This is a genomic window from Levilactobacillus muriae (genome assembly GCF_045862015.1).
In the GTDB taxonomy this organism is placed as follows: domain Bacteria; phylum Bacillota; class Bacilli; order Lactobacillales; family Lactobacillaceae; genus Levilactobacillus; species Levilactobacillus muriae.
The window spans coordinates 16,651-40,555 of record NZ_BAAFRU010000013.1 but is presented as its reverse complement, the minus strand read 5'-3'; the positions used below and the strand labels follow the sequence as shown (position 1 = coordinate 40,555).

20 protein-coding genes are annotated in these 23,905 nt (G+C 50.1%); 16 read left to right on the top strand and 4 right to left on the bottom strand.

Annotation, left to right across the window (positions count from 1 at the left end; genetic code table 11):
* Positions 1-38 precede the first annotated feature (38 nt).
* Both ACKTSF_RS10110 and ACKTSF_RS10105 read left to right on the top strand, forming a co-directional pair.
* Complete coding sequence (locus ACKTSF_RS10110) at positions 39-1,163, top strand: vitamin B12 independent methionine synthase (RefSeq protein ID WP_407889082.1); 1,125 nt, start codon at positions 39-41, stop codon at positions 1,161-1,163.
* Positions 1,164-1,449: 286 nt separating this feature from the next.
* Positions 1,450-2,136 carry a glycerophosphodiester phosphodiesterase family protein gene (locus ACKTSF_RS10105; RefSeq protein WP_407889080.1) on the top strand — a complete coding sequence of 229 codons (687 nt, stop codon included), beginning with the start codon at positions 1,450-1,452 and terminating at the stop codon, positions 2,134-2,136.
* 46 nt (positions 2,137-2,182) lie between these two features.
* On the opposite strand, the gene ACKTSF_RS10100 is transcribed toward ACKTSF_RS10105, so the two are convergent.
* Positions 2,183-2,623 carry a MerR family transcriptional regulator gene (locus ACKTSF_RS10100; protein ID WP_407889078.1) on the bottom strand — a complete coding sequence of 147 codons (441 nt, stop codon included), beginning with the start codon at positions 2,621-2,623 and terminating at the stop codon, positions 2,183-2,185.
* A 99-nt stretch (positions 2,624-2,722) separates the two neighbouring features.
* Between ACKTSF_RS10100 and ACKTSF_RS10095 the strand changes: the two genes are divergently transcribed.
* Positions 2,723-3,766, top strand: a complete 1,044-nt coding sequence (locus tag ACKTSF_RS10095) for an NAD-dependent epimerase/dehydratase family protein (RefSeq protein ID WP_407889076.1) — start codon at positions 2,723-2,725, stop codon at positions 3,764-3,766.
* 158 nt (positions 3,767-3,924) lie between these two features.
* Here ACKTSF_RS10095 and ACKTSF_RS10090 read toward each other — a convergent pair whose 3' ends face one another.
* A complete protein-coding gene (locus tag ACKTSF_RS10090; protein WP_407889074.1) occupies positions 3,925-4,479 on the bottom strand; it encodes an NADPH-dependent FMN reductase in 555 nt (184 codons plus the stop codon).
* Positions 4,480-4,559: 80 nt separating this feature from the next.
* On the opposite strand from ACKTSF_RS10090, the gene ACKTSF_RS10085 reads away from it, so the two are divergent.
* The 7 genes from ACKTSF_RS10085 (at position 4,560) to ACKTSF_RS10055 (ending at position 11,673) form a co-directional block, all read left to right on the top strand.
* Complete coding sequence (locus tag ACKTSF_RS10085; protein ID WP_407889072.1) at positions 4,560-5,006, top strand: MarR family winged helix-turn-helix transcriptional regulator; 447 nt, start codon at positions 4,560-4,562, stop codon at positions 5,004-5,006.
* 534 nt (positions 5,007-5,540) lie between these two features.
* Positions 5,541-6,389 carry an aldo/keto reductase gene (locus tag ACKTSF_RS10080; protein ID WP_407889070.1) on the top strand — a complete coding sequence of 283 codons (849 nt, stop codon included), beginning with the start codon at positions 5,541-5,543 and terminating at the stop codon, positions 6,387-6,389.
* 317 nt (positions 6,390-6,706) lie between these two features.
* On the top strand, positions 6,707-7,654 hold the full coding sequence (locus tag ACKTSF_RS10075; protein ID WP_407889069.1) for a phosphate/phosphite/phosphonate ABC transporter substrate-binding protein: 948 nt from the start codon (positions 6,707-6,709) through the stop codon (positions 7,652-7,654).
* Between the two features lie 89 nt (positions 7,655-7,743).
* A complete protein-coding gene (gene phnC / locus ACKTSF_RS10070; protein WP_407889067.1) occupies positions 7,744-8,496 on the top strand; it encodes a phosphonate ABC transporter ATP-binding protein in 753 nt (250 codons plus the stop codon).
* Between the two features lie 12 nt (positions 8,497-8,508).
* Entirely contained in the window at positions 8,509-9,300 is a 792-nt protein-coding gene (phnE, locus tag ACKTSF_RS10065) for a phosphonate ABC transporter, permease protein PhnE (RefSeq protein ID WP_407889065.1), read from the top strand.
* Between the two features lies 1 nt (position 9,301).
* Positions 9,302-10,114 (top strand): phosphonate ABC transporter, permease protein PhnE, encoded by an 813-nt coding sequence (gene phnE, locus ACKTSF_RS10060; RefSeq protein ID WP_407889063.1) that lies wholly within the window; start codon positions 9,302-9,304, stop codon positions 10,112-10,114.
* Between the two features lie 2 nt (positions 10,115-10,116).
* Complete coding sequence (locus ACKTSF_RS10055; protein WP_407889149.1) at positions 10,117-11,673, top strand: bifunctional metallophosphatase/5'-nucleotidase; 1,557 nt, start codon at positions 10,117-10,119, stop codon at positions 11,671-11,673.
* 682 nt (positions 11,674-12,355) lie between these two features.
* Here ACKTSF_RS10055 and ACKTSF_RS10050 read toward each other — a convergent pair.
* Positions 12,356-13,330, bottom strand: a complete 975-nt coding sequence (locus ACKTSF_RS10050; RefSeq protein WP_407889062.1) for a zinc-binding dehydrogenase — start codon at positions 13,328-13,330, stop codon at positions 12,356-12,358.
* Positions 13,331-13,934: 604 nt separating this feature from the next.
* Here ACKTSF_RS10050 and ACKTSF_RS10045 point away from each other — a divergent pair.
* The 4 genes from ACKTSF_RS10045 (at position 13,935) to ACKTSF_RS10030 (ending at position 20,376) form a co-directional block, all read left to right on the top strand.
* Positions 13,935-16,685, top strand: a complete 2,751-nt coding sequence (locus tag ACKTSF_RS10045) for an HAD-IC family P-type ATPase (RefSeq protein ID WP_407889060.1) — start codon at positions 13,935-13,937, stop codon at positions 16,683-16,685.
* Between the two features lie 278 nt (positions 16,686-16,963).
* Positions 16,964-18,382, top strand: coding sequence for a C69 family dipeptidase (locus ACKTSF_RS10040; protein ID WP_407889058.1), 1,419 nt, complete (start codon positions 16,964-16,966; stop codon positions 18,380-18,382).
* Between the two features lie 159 nt (positions 18,383-18,541).
* Positions 18,542-19,540 (top strand): GW dipeptide domain-containing protein, encoded by a 999-nt coding sequence (locus tag ACKTSF_RS10035; protein ID WP_407889056.1) that lies wholly within the window; start codon positions 18,542-18,544, stop codon positions 19,538-19,540.
* 224 nt (positions 19,541-19,764) lie between these two features.
* Complete coding sequence (locus tag ACKTSF_RS10030; RefSeq protein ID WP_407889054.1) at positions 19,765-20,376, top strand: sugar O-acetyltransferase; 612 nt, start codon at positions 19,765-19,767, stop codon at positions 20,374-20,376.
* A gap of 346 nt (positions 20,377-20,722) precedes the next feature.
* Here the strand turns inward: ACKTSF_RS10030 and ACKTSF_RS10025 are convergent, their stop codons facing one another.
* A complete protein-coding gene (locus ACKTSF_RS10025; protein ID WP_407889052.1) occupies positions 20,723-21,292 on the bottom strand; it encodes a sugar O-acetyltransferase in 570 nt (189 codons plus the stop codon).
* 558 nt (positions 21,293-21,850) lie between these two features.
* On the opposite strand from ACKTSF_RS10025, the gene ACKTSF_RS10020 reads away from it, so the two are divergent.
* Positions 21,851-22,780 carry a DMT family transporter gene (locus ACKTSF_RS10020; RefSeq protein WP_407889050.1) on the top strand — a complete coding sequence of 310 codons (930 nt, stop codon included), beginning with the start codon at positions 21,851-21,853 and terminating at the stop codon, positions 22,778-22,780.
* Between the two features lie 345 nt (positions 22,781-23,125).
* On the top strand, positions 23,126-23,773 hold the full coding sequence (locus ACKTSF_RS10015; RefSeq protein ID WP_407889048.1) for a FusB/FusC family EF-G-binding protein: 648 nt from the start codon (positions 23,126-23,128) through the stop codon (positions 23,771-23,773).
* Positions 23,774-23,905 lie beyond the last annotated feature (132 nt).

Genomic DNA, 23,905 nt, shown 5'->3' with positions numbered 1-23,905 from the left:
TCCCATGACAAATCACAAAAATATAGGAGGAATTTATCATGACGACAACGACTTTAAAAGCATTTCCTTACCGATATGACGTTGTAGGTAGTCTCTTGCGGCCAGCAAACTTGAAGGATGCTCGAGCAAAATTTGCGGCTGGTGAGATTACGGCGGACGAATTGAAGACGGTTCAGCGGATTGAAACGAAGCGTGTCGTGGCTGAACAAGTCGATTTGGGCTTGAAAGCAGTCACCGATGGCGAATTTAACCGCAGCTGGTGGCACCTGGACTTTCTATGGGGTCTGACGGGTGTGGGACATTATGATTATCAACAAAGTTATAAATTTCATGGTAGCAAGACCCGGACGGACAACGCGGACTTGGTCGGTAAGATTGCCTTTAACCCGAACCATCCCTTCTTCGAAAGTTTCGCGTACTTACAGAGCCTGGTGCCAGATGGCGTGGTCGTGAAGCAGACCATCCCGTCGCCAACGATGCTGTTCCGGGATAATCGGAGTGATAACTGGCATCAATTCTACGAGACCTGGGACGCTTATCTAGCTGATCTGGCAAAGGCTTATCATGAAACGATTCTGCATTTCTATGATTTAGGATGCCGCTACTTACAGCTGGACGATACGACGTGGGCCTTCCTGATCAGCAAGCTCAACGAGACGGCCGACGATGCCACCGCCCACCAAAAGTATGTTGGTCTGGCAGAGGATGCCGTTCACGTCATCAATAGCTTATTAGAGGACTTACCGGATGATCTGACGGTTACCACCCACATCTGCCGGGGGAACTTCAAGTCGACCTACTTGTTCTCTGGTGGATACGACGACGTGGCGGATTACCTGGGTGACTTACACTACGATGGACTGTTCCTGGAATACGACAGTGATCGGGCTGGTAGTTTTGCACCCCTGAAGAAGATCTGGAATGGTGATACTGGCAAGCGCTTAGTCTTAGGCTTGATCACGTCTAAGTTCCCCGAATTAGAGGATGAGGATGCCGTGAAGGCGCGAATTGCGGATGCCGCTAAACAGGTGCCGTTAGCCAATCTGGCACTCTCCACACAGTGTGGGTTTGCGTCGACCGAGGAAGGCAACCAGTTGACGGAGGACCAGCAGTGGGCCAAGTTAAAGCTGGTCAAGCGAATTTCGGATAGTGTTTGGGGATAACCATTGTATTGAAAGGTGGCTCAGCGGCAATGCACGCCGGGGAGTCGCCTTTTTAGACGATAGAAGTAGGTGGTTGTAAGCATTCCCCCCAGCAGCCGGACTTCTGGCAGTCGTAGACGACATCTACTTATTCAACGCATACACATTGATAGGACTATCTACTATGTTCGCCAATGTGTTTACCAGGTCTTTACCAAAAACTCAGTGATTCTTTACAAAGATTGCGTAAAATAAGAGGTATCCTAATGGCAGTAAATCAGACTGAAGTAGGGAGTGACTGGTGACGATGACAACGACTGTATTTGGCCACCGGGGATATCCGGCGCATTTTCCGGAGAATTCACTGGCGGGATTCAGCTATGCCTTGGATCATGGCATCGAAGGCTTGGAATTTGATGTGCATTTGACGAAGGATCGGGTGCCAGTGATTATGCATGACGAGCGGATCGACCGAACCACGGATGGTAGTGGTTTGATTGAGAGTTATACCTACGCGCAACTACGATATTTTCGACTAGCCAATCAGGAGCCAATTCCGTCATTGGCGGAATTTTTAGCACTGGTTACCGACCGTGACGTCCAACTCAACTTGGAGTTAAAGACCGATAAGATTCAATATTCAGGCATCGAAGCTATCGTCATGCGAATGGTCCATGCGACCCCTCTGCGACACGCTGTGATTTTCTCATCATTTCACTTACCAACATTGAAGACTTGTCAGCGAATCGCCCCCGACGAGAGTTATTGTTGGTTGACCGATAAACCAGTGATACAGCCGGCAACGCTGGTGGCCAAAGAGCATCTGAGTGGCTTACACCTGAGTCACTTTCAATCAGGCCTGCCCATCACCGAACGCATCTGGACGGTTGATAATCCGACCGTGGCCGTGGATCTTATGAGACAACAGGTTGCCGGAATCTTTACGGATGACTTTGTGACGATGATGCAGGTAAAACAACAGATTTCCAATTAAAACAAGCGCCCCGTTCCGGTGAAAGAACGGGGCACTTATTGGCTTCTTAAATGGTTGCGAAGGGATTGGGTAAGCCACTAGCAACCTTTTCAGCCTGCGCGACGGTTAGCTCTTGGTTGACAAGATCGACGGCATTGGGGGCAGCATAGAGGTCGAGTTTCATGTCGATCTCTTTGAGGTTGGCTTGGATGGTCGCCTGTTTACGCATGATCGCCTCACGATGCGCGTGCAGTAGGTCCTTTCGCTGAGCAATTGAAGCTGGTCCCTGCATGACGTAGGCAATGTACTGACGAATATCGGCAATTGACATACCAGTATTCTTGAGACAGCAGATGGTATTCAGCAGGTGGAGGTCACCATCGGTGAATTCGCGGTAGCCAGATTGATTACGGCAGACGAATGGCAGAAGTCCCTGTTTGTCATAGAACCGCAGCGTGTAAATGGATAGATTTGTTTTGGCAGAAACTTCCTTGATCGTATAAGTCAAAAAATCACTCCCATGGGTTGCCCTAGAGTTAAGTCTAGGGTTTATAGTGACCATATTAACGAATTCGTGATGAAATGACAAACGATTGGAGAGAATTTAATGACAACACAAATTTTAGTAACGGGTGGAGATGGCTTTTTGGCCAGCCATATTATTCAAAAATTGTTAGAACAGGGATATGCCGTGTGTGCCACGTTACGATCACTGACCAAGGCAGCCGGGGTTCGTGAGACCCTTGCAGCGACACAAACGCCCAATTTAGAACGGCTGACTTTTGTACAGGCTGACTTGTCGCAGGATACCGGGTGGGCGGCTGCCATGCAAAACGTGACAGGTGTGATGAGTGTGGCAGCACCAGTCTTTGTGAACGATGGCCCCGTGTCCGCAACGGTCGCCAACTCAGCGGATCAGGGCACACTGCGGATTATTAAAGCCGCTGAGACTGCTGGGGTTAAACGAGTCGTGATGACGGCTAACTTGGGTGCCGTGGGATTCAGTAGCTTTGATCCGCAACACGTCATCACCGAAGCCGATTGGACGGATCCTGCGCAAAGTGGGCTTTCCGCCTATGAGCAATCCAAATTATTGGCTGAAAAGCACGCGTGGGCGTATTTGGCGGAAACACATTCTACCTTGGAATTTGTCACGGTCAACGCAGGGGCCATGCTGGGACCCGCACTGGGCGCCCACGTCACCGGAAGCTTTGGGATTGTCCAACGCTTGTTGACTGGCAAGGTTTCACCTAACTTGGTCTTTAATGTGGCCGATGTTCGAGATGTGGCCGATATTCACGTACGCGCAATGACGACCGCGGCAGCCAGCGGACAGCGATTCTTAGCGGTGGAAGACGGTGCGATTTCGATGCGGGAGATGATCGCCCTGATTAGAAAGCAACGACCAGCGGTGGCGCAACATTTGCCACGCCATCTTTTGCCGGCGGTTCTTATTCATGCGTTGGCACCATTGAATAAGACCATTCGAGAAGCTGATTTGACGCTGCGCTTGGGTCACAACGTTAGTAATCAAAAGGCGCGAACACTATTGGGATGGCAACCAATCAGTGATAATGCCAGCGCCGTTTTAGCGGCGGTTGATAGCCTGACAGCAATCCAAAGAGAAGAGAGTGCGATAAAAGGCGGTTAGCTGACGAGCATTAAGGCTGATAGTCGGATAATCTCGGGTTTGGATTGTTCGACTATCAGTTTTAAGCGGAGTCAGCTGCCTTCTGTCTCACGTTTCAGCAATATAGCTTTGGAGAGCAAAAAAGAGTCTGGGGTTTTGTCCCGGACTCAACGAACGATTTATTTGGTGAGTAAATTTTGAAATTCAGCACCCAATTGTTGGGCGTTAAATGTATAGGGTGCAAGCGCCTGATCAGCATCAATGAAGTGACCTTGATCATCCATGTCGGTGCGATGTAGGCTGATCTGGAGGTTATTATTCAGGGGCTGCATCTTGAGCCCACGAATGATGAGGTTGACGCCCTGTGCAGCTTGAAAACCACCGTGACCGCCGTAGGAGACCATGCTAACAGGTTTACCGGCCCATTCTTTGTAGAGATAGTCCAACGCATTCTTCAGTGGTGCGGGGTAGCCCCAGTTATATTGTGGAAAAAGCAGGATAAAGCCGTCGTAGCCTTGAATCAGTTGGCTCCAGCGTTGCGTATGTGCTTCATGATAGACGCCTGTCGAAGGCTGTGCCACTTCATCAAGAAAAGGCAGGTTAACTTCGGCCAAGTCAATGAGGTCAACGGTGAGATTTGGTTGCGCAACGGTCTTTTGAAGCCACTTTGCGATGTCGGGGCTGATACGAGATGGACGGGTGGAGCCAATAATGATGCCGATTTTAGATGTCATGTGTCAAAAATCTCCTTAAGTTTTAAAATTATCCGTGCACTATGCACACATCTTAACAGCTTTCTGGTATACTAGCAAGTATGGATAATGAAATTTTTGAAGCACTATTTGAAATCGTGACGTTTTTTAATCAACCACAGCAGGATCGTCATTTACTCCGACAGGCCGATGTTCCGTTAGAATCGGCGGCACTTCCCATTGTGGTGCGTGTCGGTCGTCAGCCGGGGATTAGTATTGGCGAATTAGCCGATCAGATTGGTCGGAATCACTCGTCCATCAGTCGGCAGGTCGATAAGTTAATGACGGCTGGCTGGCTAGCGGAGGCGGAACGTCGGGATCAACGGGTTCGACAAGTGACGTTAACGTCGCAGGGACAACGGGGATTAATACAAATAAAGCTCGCTCGGGAGGCAGCATTACGCGAAAAATTAGCGGGCTATTCTAATACGGACCGTGCTGAATTGGTACGGGTCCTACAGCAATTAGCAGATACGTTGACGGGCAACAAGGAAGACTATCATGAATAAGTATGCATCTCGGTCTGAATGGGCTTTTTAGAGATGGAGGGTCGCTGGAAGTAAGTTGGTTGAATCAACTCGTGCTGGCATCGCCCATAGATTAGAAGCGCCAGCAAGTTTTCGGGTGGTTCAGTGGATGTGTATCCATATAAGGGAATTGGGGTTAACTGTCTACTGGCTAAAAAAGTGTAAAAAAATTAACCTCATTGAATCGAACTGGGATTTAGTCTGATTCAATGAGGCTAATATTCAATTTGGACAATCAATTCCTAAGGCATTTTCCGGGTACCTTAACAATTGTTACCAAAAAAGCTTTAGTTTGTCGTCTGGTTGTTAAGCAATTGTTTTACGACATCTTTATAATAACAAAGAAATCAAGGGTTTTGGGCAATTCTCGTGATTTGTAATATTACAAATTCACGGAAACGAAATTTGCGTGAAATCTGAATGAAATTCCGAACAAGTCCAAAAGCAAATTTGACCTTGCAAGTGTAAAGGAAGCGTATACTTATCCCAGTTACTGAATAAATTGGAGGGTCAAATATGTCAGTTTTAACGGATACGTTTAGTTTGGCTAACGGGACGCAGATTCCGCAGGTTGGATTTGGCACTTGGCAGATTCCTGGTGGCGATACGGCCTATAACGCGGTGGCTAATGCGCTGAAAGCCGGTTACCGGCACATCGACACGGCGAAGGCCTATGCCAACGAGTCTAGTGTTGGTAAGGCCATTCGCGACTCTGGGATTCCACGAGAGGAAATTTTTGTGACGACGAAGTTGCCGGCCAAAGTTAAAACCTATCAAGGGGCGCTGGATGCTTTTGACACGACCATGACGAACCTAGACATTGGTTACGTTGACCTCTACTTGATTCACGCACCGTGGCCATGGGACGAGATCGGCAAGGATTGTGACGCCGGTAATCGGGATGTTTGGCGCGCGATGGAGAAGATTTACACTAGTGGCAAGGCGAAAGCTATCGGGGTATCGAACTTCAACAGCCATGATTTGCAGAATATTTTAACGCATGCTGAGGTTGCGCCGATGGTCGATCAGATTCAGTATTACGTTGGCTACACGGAACCCAAGATCACGAAGTTTGCGCAGGACCACGATATGTTGGTGGAGGCTTATTCCCCATTGGCAACTGGGGATATGCTGGGAAATGTAGCGATTCAAGAAATGGCCAATAAATACCACGTTTCGGTGGCACAGCTGGCCCTACGCTTTGTCTTAGAGAATGGCGTATTGCCACTGCCTAAGGCGACGAGTCCGGCCCACATTGCGGCCAATGCACAGTTAGACTTCTCAATTGATGCGGGGGATATGGCTAAATTAAATGCGATGAGCGATACGGCCAAGAACCATGAGCACAATGGGACACAGGGCTAAATTTTAGACACATAACGCAGTTGGTTGCACTGGTAAGGTGTGATCAACTTTTTTTGTTGGTCATGATAATTAGCGACACGGGTGATTCCGCTGACGGGTGGTTGGCCGACTCATTAAATTCGCTAACAAGATACTTTTATTTAAAAATAAATATATAGTTCAGGTTTTACGGTTTACTTATTGAAAATAGGGCGACCTTTCACCATTATTATATTTATAATCCGTCATATTTTCAGAAAACAATTGTAAAAGTTCGGGTTTCTGCTAGTATTGGGGGTGGTCAAAGAGGACTACTACATAACTGAGGAGTGAGCTAGATGCACTTGAGCAAAAAGGTAAAATGGCTCTTAGTTTTCACCGCGTTACTGATCTTACCAGCGACGTTGGCGGGCTGTGGGAAGACCACGGCATCCACGTCTGGATCGAAGGGATACGCCCCTAAGAAATTGACGGTGGAATTCGTACCATCATCCAATGCGGGGACGATTGAAGCTAAGGCCAAGCCACTGGAAGGGTTGCTGAAGAAGCAGTTGGGGATTCCAGTGACGGTCAGCGTTTCGACCGATTACAATACAATCGTTGAAGCAATGGGGTCCAAGAAGGTTGACGTGGGCTTCCTGCCACCTGACGCCTACGTTTTGGCTCATAAGCAATACCATGACAAAGTCTTGCTGCAAGCGCAACGCTATGGGGTAGCGGAACCCGGGGACAAGGCCACGACCAAGCTGGTGGACTATTACCGTTCTCAGATCCTGGTACGTAAGGATAGCGGTATCAAGTCTGTTAAGGACTTGAAGGGCAAGAAAATTGCTGTTCAAGACACGACGTCCACAGCCGGCTGGATCTATCCAGCAGTCGAAATGTTGGATCAGGGTGTCAACATCAACAAGGATGGTATTCAAACGGTCACGGTTAAGGGACATGATCAAGGGGTCTTATCCGTCTACAACAAGAACACGGATGCTGCCTTTGTCTTCCAAGGCGCGCGGAACCTGGTGAAGAAGGACGAGAAGGATATCATGAGTAAGGTCGTTCCAATCTACACCACAGGGAAGATTCCAAACGACACCATTACCGTTCGTGGTGACATGACTGGCAAGTGGCAAAAGAAGATTGCGACAGCCTTCAAACAGATTGCGAAGACTAAGAAGGGTCACGCCATCATTTCCAGCGTTTACTCGCATGAAGGTTACACGGATGCCAAGGACAGTAACTTTAATATTATTCGTCAATACGACAAGAAGGCTAAGGCCCTCGACAAGTAAAATGGTATTGATGTAATGACGGCAAGAGCAGCAGGGGAGCGATAGTATCGGCGCCTTCGCTGCTCTTTTACATAGGGGGAACCAGACGGATGGACAAGACACCCATTATTTCATTTAAGAACGTCAATAAGGTCTACAGTAACGGTACAGTTGGTTTGAAGAACATTAACTTTGAGATTTCGCAAGGTGAATTCTTAGTGATTGTTGGCCTATCTGGAGCGGGGAAGAGTACCTTGCTCCGGACCATCAATCGGATGCATGAGATTACATCCGGTGATATTCGAATCGATGGCGAGTCGATTAAGGCCTATAAGGGGCGGTCGCTACGGTTACTTCGTCGAAAGATCGGCATGATTTTCCAGAATTTCAACTTAGTGAAGCGGTCGAGCGTGGCCAAGAATGTCCTCTCAGGCCGGGTCAGTTACTATCCGACCTGGAAGAGCATCCTAGGTTTCTTTAGCACCACAGATAAGCAAAAGGCCGTGCAGGCTCTACAGCGGGTCAGTTTGGCAGAAAAATTATATGCACGAGCCGATGAACTGTCAGGTGGCCAACAACAACGGGTCGCGATTGCTCGGACACTGATGCAGGACCCCAAGATTATTTTGGCCGATGAACCGATCGCTTCGTTGGATCCACTAACGACCAAGACGGTCATGGACATCCTCAAACGGTTGAATCAAGAGGATGGCATTACGGTTATTGTCAACCTGCATTCCGTGGCGTTGGCTCGAACCTATGCCGATCGTATCGTTGGGTTACGTGCTGGCGAAGTGGTTTACGATGAACCGATTGCGGCTGTGACCGAGGCGGACCTGAATCAGGTCTACCAGACAGTCTAGGAGGTGAGAGTGATGACAACACAGGTACCACGACGGCCGTGGCTACAACGCTGGCACGTGAAACCTATTGGGTGGACGCTCATTATACTTACACTACTGGTGGCTTCATCGCGAATGACTGGTGTCGATGTGGGCATGTTCTTCAATAACCTGGGACAATTTACGGATCTGCTCGTGCGTATGTCACGACCAGCCTGGGATTATCTTCCCGTCATCATCCATCCCCTATACGAGACCATTCAGATGGCGATCTTAGGAACCACGATTGGCGCCACTTTCGCTGTCCCCTTTGCCGTATTGGCGGCCAGCAATCTGGTCCACAATCGGTGGCTCAGAGGGGGCATTCGCTTAATCTTGGATCTCGTTCGAACGCTACCAGACCTACTTTTAGCAGCTATTTTCGTCGCAATCTTTGGTATTGGATCTACAGCGGGGGTCGTGACGTTGGCCATTTTCTCGTTTGGAATGGTTTCCAAACTATTCTATGAGGTCATTGAGACGATTGATATGGGCCCACTGGAAGCTTTAGAATCCGTGGGCGCCAACAAGCTAACCATTATCTGGTATGCGGTCTTGCCACAAATTATGAATCAATTCGTGAGTTATTTTCTCTATACTTTGGAAATTAACGTGCGGGCTTCAACGGTGCTGGGGTATTTGGGTGCTGGCGGAATTGGGGTCTTCCTACAACGATCACTCAATGAGTTCAACTATAGTCAAACGGCGGTCATTATTCTGGCAACGCTCGTGGTGGTCATGATCATCGATGGCATCAGCAATCATTTGAGGAGGGTGCTACTCTAATATGCAAACAACAATTTCGAAAAAGCCTACCTCGTTGACAATATGGCGGCGGTGGAACTGGCTCTTATGGCTAGTCATTGTGGCCATCGTCTATACTTGGGCGATTACGGGCCTGCACTTCACTGGTCTGCAAGAATCCGCAGCAGCTGTATCCCGTTCCATTGTGCACGGCCTGGTTCAACCAGATTGGGCGTACGTTTATAACGGGAGCGGCGAAGACCTAGTGTCTTTGATTCTGCAGACGTTGGCAATTGCCTTTTTGGGAACGATTATCTCGTCGTTAATCAGTGTTCCCTTTGCTTTTTGGGCGGCTCGTGGTGGCAAGGAATGGCTACACGTCCGATCGGGAAGTGGTAAGGTCGTGCTAACTTTGATTCGAACCTTTCCCGAGATAGTGCTCGCCATTATGTTTATCAAGGCAGTTGGTCCCGGATCGTACGCCGGGGTTCTGGCGGTCAGCATTCATTCGATTGGGATGCTGGGTAAGTTGTTCAGCGAGGCCATTGAGAACATGGATCGTGGTGCCGATGAGGCCATCACAAGTGCTGGGGGAAATAGCTCGCAGATTTTTATACTGGCGACGCTGCCGACGATTATGCCAGAGTTTATTTCCTACACCCTCTACCGGTTTGAGATTGCCGTGCGTTCGGCGTCGATCTTAGGGATGGTCGGTGCTGGTGGAATCGGGACACCCATGATCTTTGCCATTCAAACGCGTAACTGGCCGCGGGTTGGTATTATCCTATTGGGGATTGTCCTGATGGTCCTATTGATTGACTCCCTGTCGGAACAATTACGAAAGAGGTTGATTTAGTGGTGAAAGTTAAGATTCTCTCGACTAGCGATGTTCACGGCTATGTGTACCCGACGAAGTACCTGAATGCGGCAGATAATCAACCCTTGGGCCTGCTCAAGGCGGCAACCATTATCGATGGGATTCGTCAGAATGCGGCGCCAGATGAAATCGTGATTACCATTGAGAATGGGGACTGGATTCAGGGCTCCCCGCTCACCACGTACTTAGCCAAACATCCAGAGGAACCGAGTGAGCTTTTGAGCCAGTTGACCACAACCCTCAACTACGATGCCGGCGTTTTAGGTAATCATGAATTCAATTATGGATTGGATTACCTACGAACCTGCGAGGGCGATCGGGACTATCCCCTATTAGGCGCCAACATTGAGGGTGGAGAGGCCCAACGGATCGTTGATGCCCCCTATACCATTATTGAACGTCGGGGGGTGCGGGTGGCTATTCTAGGATTGACGACTAGTTATATTCCGGTATGGGAGACGGCCGAGCATATCGTGGGGTTGCAGTTTGATTCCATCGTCACGACGGCCAAACACTGGGTTCCTCGGTTACGCCAGCAAGCGGATGTTGTGGTCGTCGCCTATCACGGCGGTTTTGAGGCCGATCCAACTACGGGTAAGCCAACGGAACGGGCAACTGGTGAAAATGAGGGCTATCGGCTCTTGACGGAAGTTTCAGGAATTGATGCCTTGATCACGGGTCATCAGCATCGGCAGTTAGCGGATATTTACCGGGGCGTACCCACGACGCAACCCGGTGAGAAGGGTGTTGCGGTGGGGATGATCGATCTGGTACTGGATAAGAGTAAGCAGATCATTGACCACGACGCCCGCCTACTGACCACGGCCGATGCACAGCCAGCAGACTGGCTAGCCACGTTAGCAGATGAGACTGAAAGTCGTGTCCAGCGCTGGTTGGACCAACCAATCGGCAGCTTGAGCGGTGATAGCCTGACTGTGACGGACGCGATGGCCGCGCGACGTCACGGTCACCCCTATCTCCAGCTCGTGAATACTGTAGAAATGGCAGCTGGAGGCACTGATATTGCCGCAACTAGTCTCTTCAATGATGATGTCCGGGGACTAAGCGTTCAACCCACGATTCGACAACTCCTGAACAGTTACAGTTATCCCAATACCCTCGTAGTCGAACAGCTCTCGGGTCAGGATATTCGGGCTGCCTTGGAACGGTGTGCTAGCTTCTGGTTGTTGAACGCGGAGGGGAAGGTTACCGTGAATCCGGCCTTCACAACGCCTAAGGTTCAGCTCTATAATTATGACTTTTACAGTGGTTTGACGTATACATTTGATCTACATCAGCCGATTGGTCAGCGTGTCGTGCAGTTGGACTATCACGGAGTTCCGGTCCAACCCGATCAAATGCTCAGTGTTGCCGTTAATCAATATCGTGGAAACGGTGGCGGTGATTATCCCATGTTCAGCGCGACGAAGATCACTCGCGAAGTGAATGTTGATTTACCCGAACTAATCATGACCTATTTCGAACAACACCCCGTGGTTGTTGGCCAGCAGCCAACTAACTTTAAAATCATCAGTTAAAAAGTACCAGAGCCATCACTCATTAGGATGTGCTCTGGTACTTTAAGATTAAAGCTGAAGGTTGAAAGGTCTAAAATACGCATCATGACTGTTGCAACAACGATACTGAGACTAAAATCAGGCATCGTTGTCTAAATGAGCCGGCTTACCGTTCACCAAATTTAGGCTGGGACGCTGTGGGTAGGACGCCGGCAGCCTGAGAAGCGGTCTGCCAGCTCGCTTTGAACCGCCCAACCCGCGTTTCAAAGTCGCCATTTTCCAAGTTAGTTCACTTGGAAAATCCCACGGCTGAGCCTAAATTTGGCTCACTCACGCCTACATAGACCGTGACCAACCGTCTTGGACTAACGTTGCCAGTCCGGCGATTGTCACGGCAACATCAGGTTAAAGAACAAATCATAACCGGAGGCGGTCAGAGATGCAGGTAGCTGTGTCGACGGTGTTAGCTGGGAACCAGCTTACACCGTGGGACGTGTTTGGAGACTGCCGCTTTTGGCAGGCTTCAAACCGAGCCGGAGGACCGTTTCTCAGGCCGGAGGCGGTCCCCACAGACGCCGAAATCTCTGGCAGCCGCAGGTGGTAATTTATAACTAATTTTGTGGATTAAATCTCGATTAGCTGGGCCTTTCTAGGTGCATTGGGCCTTTCAACCTTCAGATTAAAGTCTCTTGCGATAAAGGCTTTAGAGTGTCACGACAATTTTACCCAATTGGTCGCCACGTTCTAGCCGTTGTAGCCCGGATCGTGCTTGATCAAAGGGCAAAACGCTGCCAATCATGGGATCCAGCTGGCCGTTCGCAAGCTGCTGGGCTACCGCGGCCGCCATGACACCGAGGTCGTGGATGCCGGTGGGGTCTTGCGAACGGTAAACACCGCCCAGACCGGACCGAATTAGACCCAGAGCGCGTTCGTCTAAGTCAATATGCTCAGGATAGCCGTCACCGATAGCGATGATCTGACCGTTGTAGGCCATGCGATCTGTGTCCGCTGCCAATTCGGCGCCACCAATAGTGTTCAGACTAATATCCACACCACGACCCTGGGTAGCAGTGAGAACCGCCGCAGTCACGTCAGTTTGATGATAATCAATAATGGTGTCAGCCCCAATTTGGTCGATGAGGGACCGTTTTCGCGCCGAAGTGGTGGTGATTGTCTGTAGGCCGAGTTGACGGGCGAACTGCAAGGCTGCTAGACCGACTGCGCCACCACCGGCGTGAATCAGGATACTTTTGGCCGTTGCTAGATTGGCTTTACGATGAAGGGCTTGGTAGGCGGTTAGCGCCCCACAGAGACTGGCCGCGGCTTGTACATCGCTGACTTGGTCGGGAACGTGAGCGACGCTGAGACTAGTTGTGACCGTGAATTCTGCGAGGCTCCCGGCCCGCCGCAAGTCGCCGTGGTAGAAGACCCGATCACCCACAGCAAAACCAGTAACGCCGGTGCCTAGTACGGCGACCGTTCCCATGGCGTCCATTCCAATAACGTGGGGCGTCGGCCAAGAGCCACCAGCGATGACTTTATAGTCGGCGGGATTAAGCCCGACCGCGTGAACGTGAACCTTAAGTTCTCCGGTGGCGGGGACGGGTTCAGCAATTTCTTGGATTTCCAGTTCGGCAAGGTCGTGGGGGCCGGTGCCAGTAATAGTCCATGCTTTCATGTGATATTAGCTCCTTATTAACGTTATTTACTGTTTCTTAGTTTAGAGTAAAATGGTTGGAATGGAAAATATCCTGTTTTGGTAATTGGCCTACACAAGAAATAACTACGGTTAGACTCAAATCAGGGCGTTCAATTAGCTAAATTGCGGTTTGCATAGTATGACAACTTGAAATGGGAGGGATAGTGTGCAAACGACAAAGCAGAATCAAAGCAAAAGGGTTTAGGCGTTGGTTGATGTGGGAACGTTGTATCGCCTTGAAAAGACACTTCAAATGAAGATTAAGAGTATTGGTAAGTTTTCAGTTGCCAACATTTGGCGACTTGCCATGGTTACCCAAGAGCACTAAGGACTAACACAATAGGCCACCGTTTAGCAAATGACTGAACGGTGGCCTATTTTAATTATCACCGCAACTTTTTCACCCTATATGTTAAATTTACATTGCAAACAGCTGAAAGAGATGCAATTTTCATGAAAACTTGGTAAACTTAACTAATCAAAAATTTAGATTTGGAGGTGGACGTCTTGCACTACCGGAATATTGCACTACCGATTCCCGACCGTTAAAATTTTTCGTCTTAGAAAGGATGAACCTCAACATATGGCAAAAGATCCAGAAGCAACTGTAACACCGACTGAAGTCGCAGAAAGTACTGACCCCGGACCCAGTCAGGAGCCGCCGCTATGGCAGCGAACGACTGAGTCCTTACTTGCAGATTATGCCACGAACAGAGATGATGGCCTGAGTACCGGTGAGGCGCAACAACGCCTACGGACCAACGGGCCTAACGAACTGACCGCGAAGAAGCAATCCAATTTATTGCGATTCTTAAAGCAGTTCAATAACAGTATCATCTATATTCTGGCGGGCGCCGCCTTGCTCACGTTCTTTATGCACCATTACTCCGATTCAATCGTTATCGGATTGGTGATCATCGCGAACGCCTTTATCGGTTACTTTCAGGAAAAATCTGCGGATAACGCGCTGGACCGCATCAAGGCCCTCTTAGTCAACGAAGCCGTCGTGTTTCGGGATGGGCAGAAAATCACCTTGCCTGCCAGAGAACTGGTTGCCGGCGATATCGTGCAACTTGAAGCTGGGGATACCGTCCCGGCTGACTTGCGACTGATCGATGCTGACAACCTGAAGACTCAGGAGTCTGCACTGACTGGTGAAACCGACTCCGTGCTCAAAGGGGAAGACCCCTTAGCGGCAACTGATTTACCGTTGGCCGAACGGTCGAACCAAGCGTTTGCCTCCACGGCCGTGACCAATGGTTCCGGCCGTGGAATCGTGACGGTGACCGGGACGGAAACTGAGATTGGTCATATTCAGCAGAACGTGGCCGAAGTTAAGCAACAGCAGACACCGCTGATGAAGAACTTAAACAGTCTGGGGCTAGGGCTGTCGATCGCCATCTTGGTGGCGGCCGCGTTGCTCTTTATTCTGGGGATGATTACCCACGTGTACAGCCTACCAACTCTACTGATTGCTGTGATTACGATGGTTGTGGGGTCCATGCCAGAAGGACTGCCGGCTAGTACGTCCGTGGTCTTAGCCATGGGGACGCAGGCGATGACCAAGCAAAATGTGATCGTCAAGACGTTGCCGGCCGTTGAAACACTGGGCGCCGTCGACATCGTGAACACCGACAAGACCGGGACGTTGACGAAAAATGAAATGACTGTGACCGATGTGCTGACGGCCGCCGACACCTATACTGTGTCTGGAATTGGCTACGATGCGACCGGTCAGATTGAAAATGACGAAGGCCAAACGGTGTCCTGGCAGCATGACGCCGATCTCGAATGGCTGGTCCAGATTGCCGGTCAGACCTCTGATGCCGAATTCCATGAGGAAGATGGCCAGTGGGTCCTGACGGGTGAGCCAACTGATGGGGCGCTGACGGCGCTCTACCACAAGTTGGTGGGAACGGATCCCGATCCGCAAGAGATTGACTCGTTGCCATTCGACTCTGCTATTCGATATTCTGCGCGGTTGGTGGACCATAAGGATCAACGCGTCTTGTTGGTCAAAGGGGCGCCCCAAACGTTAATGAAGATGATGAGCGAACAGGGGCAATCCGTCGACCAGCAGGCTTGGCAAACCCGTTTATCTCAATTGACCCAACAAGGAAAACGTGTGGTGGCCTTGGGTTATCAACCGGTCGCCACAGGCGTAACCGATGTGGCTGACGTGACGGTGGGTCAGAACTTCCACCTAGCTGGGATGGCCGGTATCATTGATCCGCCACGTCCTGGGGTTGGCGATGCCGTGAAGCAGTTGCGATACGCTGGGATCAAGGTTAAGATGATTACCGGTGACGACCCCGAAACGGCGGCCGCCATTGCGCAACAGCTGAACCTGTCCGAAAAGGCCCGGGCCATTACGGGGCCCGAGCTGGCACAGTTGAGTGATGCGGAACTGGCCGAAAGGATTGACCAGTATACCGTGTTTGCCCGGACCACGCCCGCCGACAAACTGCGAATCGTTAAGGCCCAACAGCAACGTGGTCACGTGGTCTCAATGACCGGTGATGGGGTCAACGATGCACCTGCACTGAAGCAGGCCGACATTGGGGTTGCCATGGGAATTCGGGGAACCGATGTTGCCAAGGATTCCGCCGATATGGTCTTAGCCGATGATGACTTCACGTCGATTCTGAGGGCCGTGCGGGAAGGCCGGCACGTCTTCGATAATATTCGTAAGACGATTCGCTTCCTCCTACCCACGAGTTTTGCGGAAGGTCTGATCGTGGTCTTGAGTATCCTGATGGATCAAGAGTTGCCGTTGTTCCCAACCCAATTGTTGTGGATCAACATGGTTTCTGCCCTGACCATTCAGTTTGCGTTCATCTTCGAACCGGCTGAAAGTGGCATTATGAAACGTGGGCCTCGAGACGTGACGCGCGGGATTCTTTCCAAGTTGGACGTCTTCGAAGTCACCTACGTTTCGCTACTGATTTCCGGGCTGGGGATGTTTGCCTACGATCTCTTAACAAACCAGGGGTTGTCTGCCGTAATCGGCAGTACCATGACGTTAAACGTGATCATCTTCGGGAAGGTCTTCTACCTCTTCAACTTGCAGAATGACCATCCTGTGCTGTCGAAGTACTTCTTCCGCAATAAGATGAGTTTTGTGATCGTGGCGATTCTACTGATCTTGCAGGCCGGAATTATTTACTGGCCAGCCATGCAGAGTGTCTTCCACACCACGTCCGTCAATTTCTTCTACGGGTGGTGGATTCCGATCATCGCGGGATTCGTGGTTCTGGTGGTTACCGAAATTGCGAAGGCCATTCGCCATCGCATCGACAACCATACTGTGGCGCGCGAACAGCGTAACTTCTAAGCCGCTTTAAGTGGTGTTGACGGTTTGATTTGAAGCCGTTTTGCCAGACAGATCCTGTGCGATAAGTTTACTAATGAAATTAAACATGAAGTGCTACTCCTTCCACGTGTTGGAAGGGGTAGCACTTTTTTTGCTGCTCTAATCGGAGGCGCGCCACTTAACAGTCGCTAGTTCACCAGTCTGCCAGTTCATCAACAGTTATTTCGTGAAATTTAGCGAAAAGCCTAGCCCTTAGCACCCGATAATCCTATACTTGTAAGAAAAGGAGGCGGAACACTGTGAAAAAAAGTTCCGATTGTACCGAGATTTTAGTGGGTAAAGCCGCCAGCATGGATGGTTCCACGATTGTAGCGCGTAACGAGGATGGGTATGGGCCCATTAACCCCATCAAGTTTGTGGTGCATCCCGCCGCAGACCAGAAGCAAGCAGCGTTTACGTCGGCCGTTACCGGCGTCAACGTACCCTTGCCCGACCACGCTTACCGCTATACGGGTACGCCACAGGCCGATCAAAGTGATGGTCAATACGAAGAAGCTGGGATCAACGAATTTAACGTGGGGATGAGCGCTACCGAAACGACGGCGACTAACGCGCGCGTTCTGGGTTACGACCCACTCGTTAATGATGGGATCAATGAAGAAGCCATGATCACACTGGTTCTGCCGTACGTGAAGACAGCCAAGGAAGGTGCCCAACGTTTGGGAGCCCTATTGGAAAAGTACGGGACTGGTGAAAGCAATAGTATTGCCTTCAACGACAAAAATGAAATTTGGTATTTGGAAACGGCCGGGGGCCATCATTGGGCAGCGATGCGTTTGCCTGAAGACAGCTACGCCATTGCGCCCAACCAAACGTTGATGCAAGAGGTCAACTTGAACGATAGCGATAACTTCTTAGTGGCAACCGACCTCGTCGACTTTGTGGCTAAATATCACTTGAATCCAACGCCAGGGACGTTTAACTTCCGGGAAATCTTCGGAACTCACGGTGAAGACGATGCCTACTACAACACGCCACGGACCTGGTACGGTCAGAAGCTGTTCAATCCAGAAATTACGGATCAACAGCCAACCGACCAGGACATGCCATTTACTCGCCAACCCAGCAAGAAGATTGCGATTGAAGATGTTGAATTTTTCCTCTCTTCTCACTATAATGGCACGCCGTATGATCCGTTCGGGACGTTTGCGTCCGGCTCAGCCAATGACCAGAGAAAGTACCGGCCAATCGCCATGGACCGGAACCAATGCTCCTCAATCTTACAGATCAGAAACGACGTTGACGATGACCACGCGGCCATTCAATGGATCGCCATGGGTTTCTTCGCTTACGCGCCTTACGTCCCATTCTTCACCAACATCAATGACACACCAGAAGACTACAAGAACACCACGACCGAAGTTTCCGTGGATAACGTGTACTGGTTGAACAAGACCTTATCCGTCCTGATCGAACCGCACTTCCACGAATTTGTGGAGAGTGTTAACGCCTTCCGCGAAGGGTGTCAATCCTACGGTCGGGCGCGAGTTGCCGCTATGGATGCTGCCATCACTGGGGATGCCACGACCTTCCTAACCAAGAGTAATGCTGAGACTGCCGGCGAAGTTTCCAAGCGGACCCACGCGTTATTCAACGACTTGGTTAAGCAAGGGTTATTGCTCTCCAAGACAGCGTGGGAAAAAGGTCAGAATCTTTAACTTATCGGTTGAAAGTTATGACTAGAAATTATTTTGCTATAAACTGATTCCAATTGGTTGATTATTAGTCAGATTCAAGTAAAATGGTTGGCAATGAGCTAAGAGTTGACTGTTTTTGATTCAGAAGAGTAAGTTGAGGACAGACTAGGAGGACCACACATGAAATGGATGAAGTTCGCTTTAGCCGGAAGCCTGGGATTGGCTTTGTGGGGAGTGACGACGACGGCGCAGGCCGCGAAGAAAGTCACGCTACCGGCATATCCGCAGCATCGGGTATTTACGTTTAAGGCTAAGGGAACCAAGGTTTACAGTTATCCTCGCGCCGCCTACGCGCACAGTAAGGTTTTGGGGACCAACCTGAGCACGAAGAAACAGTGGACTGTGGATAAAGTGGTGACCATCAACGGCAAACGCTACGTGCGGTTGGCCAGTGTGACGGCCACGAAGTTGCAACACGGTCAGGTCGTGACACCCACTGCGGTTGCGATGACTAAGATTACCGGGGGCTACGTTGCCCTGAGTAAGCTGAAATTTCATCAGCAGATCAGTCAGATGAAGTCGCTCAAGAAGACGGCCTATTGGACGCCAACGACCATTCATGATTTCTGGAATATGCCGGCGAAGACGTTGGGTATCACAGCTGCGAGTCACTTTGGCAGTAGTTATGGTTACAAGACGCTCTATGCTGTGCAGTCACTGACGACGACAACTAAGAAGCACTACTTGTACTTTGAGACGGCCAAGGGCAAGGCCATTGGCTGGCTGCCGACCAGTGCCGTTGTTAAGGGGACTTACCCGGATAATATGAAGCGCGAGATGAGCCGTGGTGGTTTAACGGCGACTAAGAAGGTCGCCACGCTTGATGATAGTGGCCACATCAAGATCGGGATTGCAACGGCCAACGACCAGATTCAGCGGGTTGTCATGCTGAAGCAGAACAGCCAGACCATCATCTACGAGTATGAGAACGGTAAGGCCGTCCGTAAGATTACGCGAAGCGCCACGGGTAAGCTGTTATCTAGCAAGGCAATTACGCCAGTCACAACTTTGAAATTCAAGTTGGTCGCGTCGTTTGATCTTCGCGGGCAGACTTACAAGGGGACCATTTCTCCTCAGGGTAAGATCGATATTCCGATTTATCTCGGGTGGATCGCTTAGTTAAAAAGGTGAGATATCGGGCGGTTAGCTAGTGAGCCTTAACGTCGCTTGCGAAAAATCTGATTCTGAATTAGTTGGCAATCGGGGTTAAGCGGAACTAGTTGCTCTGTGGAACACGTTTCGACAATATAGGTTCAGATATCAAAGGGCGTCTGGAATTTTTCCAGACGCCTTTTGATTTAGACTTAACTGTAAGTGGTAAGCTAATGGTGAGGTGAAGGTTAATGGCAAAAACTGAAATTGAAAAGTTGGATGCGGGTGAGCCTTACCACTTTCTCGACAAGGCAGTGGCCGCACGAAAGGCACGGGCGGCTAAGCTCTGTCAGGAATTCAACAACATTCCGGCAACCGATCCAGCTGCCCAGACCGCCAAAATCAAGGAGATTCTAGGCGGCCATGGGGAACGGGTCTCGGTACAGGCAACGTTCAACTGCGATAATGGTCGCAACATCCATGTGGGTGAGGATTTCTTGAGTAACTACAATCTGACGATCCTGGATATTGCGCCAGTGACCATCGGGCGCAACGTGATGATTGGACCTAATGTGGATATTTATACGGTTAATCACCCGCTGGTGGCGAACGATCGCCGAAATTACGTGGCACAGGCTAGTCCCGTGACCATTGGCGATGATGTGTGGATCGGGGGCAAGGTGGCCATCATGCCTGGCGTCACCATCGGCAGTAATGTCGTGATCGCTGCCGGGGCCATCGTGACAAAAGATGTGCCCGCCAATGTCTTAGTCGGGGGCGTGCCTGCTCGGGTGATCAAACGGCTACTGCCCATTGGATCGTCACAGGTGGATCATGATGATGTGGCACGATTGTTACGTTAACTGAAGGGTGAAAGTTCTAAAATACTCATTATGACTGTTGTCACAACAATAGTGGGCCTAAAATTAGGCAACATTGTCCAACTAGCGCCTTACCGGCCGGTAGATATGGGCTGGATCGCTGCGAACACAACTTGAAGCCTCGAAAGTCGCGAGGCTCTAAGCTTGGTTTTCTACTAAGCCAGCGGGGAAATCACCCCCTGGCAGCCGGAGTGCGACCATTGCCACTAATTTAACGGTGACAATTCCTACGGTCGCAAGAGTAAAGTGAGTATTTGGGCCTTCAACTTTTAGACATTAAATAAAATAGGGACTGGCCGATTGGCTAGTCCCTTTCGTATACGCGCATTTAGTTTTCCGTTGGGACGTTTTCCCGGATAACACGGGCGGGACTTCCGGCGAGTACAACGTTATCACCAAAAGATTTTGTGACCGTTGCGTTCGCCCCTACCACGACGTTGTTGCCTAACGTCACGCCAGGTAGGATGACAGAGCCACCACCGATCCAAACGTGGTCGCCAATTGTCACCGGTTTGCCAAGACCTACGAAGGCATCGCGTCCGGCTGGGTCCAGCGGATGGTAAGCAGAGTATATCTGAACATGAGGGGCTATCATACAGTGGTCGCCAATGGTGACGGGAGCAACGTCCAAGATGACACAATCGTAATTACACATGAAGGCATCACCCACGTGGATGTTGTAGCCGAAGTCGCAGCGGAAGTTAGGCTGCACCCATGGCGTCTTGCCGACGGAACCGAAGAGCTGGCGAATAACATGTTCCTTCTCAGCGGCGGCTGTATCATCTAGTTCGTTCATGATCTTACAGAGACGCCGTGCCTTGGTCTCCTCAGCGGCGAGTTCAGGATCCATGATATTGTAGGGCTCGCCCGCCATAAATTTTTCTTTTTCGGTTTTCATAGGATATAGCCTCCAGGTCTTTTCGATCATTGTAGCATAGATGGGTAAATTTGTACGGATTAATTGCAAACGCTACCATTTATCTGGTAATCGAAATGAGTTGTCAGTGAAATTATCAGATCAGCGGATAATTGCTGGTCACAGTGGTGGTGGACTTTAATTTCTTCGCTAAGCTAACCGGGTACTTTGGTGGGGAGTATGGCGCGAGATGGCATACAATAAATGACAAAGCTACGGGGAAGTTTGTCCTCCGGAGTTTGTGCTCAGCGAAAATATATAACGGATAATGTCGGACGACTACCATCATGGTCAATGCTGATCACTATTCGTGGCTGGGTCAGCTAGGCTTCCGCGAGGGCGGGGGCCTTTTTGGTTGGTTTCTAATAGCAATGTTAGAATGAAGCGATTCCAAATTATAATCGCGTGAGTAATCGCATTTTCTTTAGAGGTCCCGTGAGGCCCTTTGCTATAATGGACGGTGGACGATTAATTTTACGTGAATAAGAGGGATTAGGGAATGTTCAAATTAAATGTAATGATTAACGGGAAGTGGCCACGATGAGCCGTCAACATCATTTGCGCGGGGTACTCTTGGCCAGTGTGGCGTGTATCCTCTGGGGGATCTCAGGGGTGGCGGCCAGCAGTTTATTTATGCTGAACTCCCACGTCACGGCCCTGTGGCTGACGCAGGTCAGAATGATTTCGGCCGGGTTAATTCTACTGGTCTTTGGCCAATTTGCTGGCGTGAAGCCGTTTGCCATCTGGCGTCAGCGGGGCACGGCCTTACGTGTCGTCAGTTACGGCTTGCTGGGTTTAGTGCCGGTTCAGCTCTGTTACTTTGAGGCTGTGAAGTTCGGTAACGCACCGATTGCGACCATCATTCAGTTTCTTGGGCCGTTCATTATTAGTCTCTATTTTCTGCTATTTAAACACGTCACGCCAACCCGGCCGGAGGCGTTGGGAATGATCATGGCCTTCTTCGGGACGCTACTGATTGTGACTCACGGCCATTTGAATAGTCTGGCAATCTCGCCGGTCGTTCTGTTCTGGGGCGGGTTGTCCGCCATCGGTGTGGCTACGAACACCTTGCTTCCGCGGCCGTTGCTACCAAAGTTTGGGGCCGTTTCCGTCACTGGTTGGGGCCTATTGGTTGCCGGTATCTGCCTGAATGTCTTCGGGCCGGTCTGGCGGGATCATGTGACTGTGACCGGGGTGGAGGTTGTCCTGATCCTGGTGATTATCATTCTGGGTACGGTGATTCCATTCTTGATGTTTGCTCACGCACTGGGTTACATCCTACCGACAACGGCCAGCTTACTGGATGCCTTCGAACCACTGGCGGCGACGGTCTTCTCCGTGGCCTTTCTCAACGTTCAGTTGACCAGTTACGATTTATTTGGCGGGATGCTGATTATCCTCGCGGTGATGGCGTTGTCCTTAAATGGTCGGAAGATGATCAATTTTCTTCGCGGCTTCCGGACGGAGTAACTTTGCGTAGAACGTCTCAGTTGTCGCTCACGGCCAGTTGCTAATCTCCACGTTAAGCTGAGTCGTCGGGGTTGCCGAAATATAACGAAATGGGGCCACCCGGCAAAAATGTCGGGCGGCCTTTTACTATGGGGCGAATTGCGGGTGGCTAAAACAAATGAATCTTGATTTTCCACAATGGTTTCGGTATAATTGTGAGCAATTCAGCGAAATTGCTGGATACAAGGAGATGATCGACGATGATGGCATCGTTATTTGTACGGAAGAGTGTTGGCTGTTAGCGACACTTTTCTGCAAAACCTTTCAGAGAAGTGTCTGGTTTAAATCTGAAAGGAAGAAACATCTATGGAACCAACAATCACCGCTTACGAATATAGTGAAATTACTCAGCAAGTCAATACCCTCGTCAGTGCCTACCTGTCCGTCAACGACAAACGTATGCGTCGGGTTATTCGCGATACCACGATTGAAAATATCGCGCGTCACTTGCCAGCAGATGAGCCCATCGCTCAGGACTTCTTACGGCAGTTGCAACCCGATCGCTTAACGCGTGAGGCCGCAGCCAAGCTGTTACCGACCATTGAACCGCTCGTTGTGCCGTTTCCCAGTCTGAGCCAGAAGCAACTGAGTAAGCTATTCCGTAAGGTAAAAAAATTAAAGCAACCGGAGTGGGCTGGCGTCGATCTACACGAGCTAACCTATCTCGGCTGGAATGATGGCGGCAGTCAGAAAAAGTATTTGGTGGCGCCGTATCAGGGCCGACTCATTGGGATTCAGGGGGACATGGGGCCCAAGACCGTTAAAGGGGTTTGTGCCATTTGCCAAACAATCGGTAATGTCTCACTGTTCGTCTCAACGACCAAGAAGTCTGGTCTGGGGACCTTCACACGAAATGGCAATTACATCTGTCGCGATAGCGCGCAGTGTAACCGCCAGTTGATCGACCCACAGCCACTCGCCGATTTCTTAGAAGTCGTGCGACCGAAACGCTAAACATTAATTGCCGAGAGGACTGCCAAGCGGTGGTCCTCTTTTTAACTGAAGATTGAAAGATCTAAAATACCCATTATGACTGTTGCAACAACGATAGTGAGACTAAAATTAGGCAACGTCGTCGAAACCAGC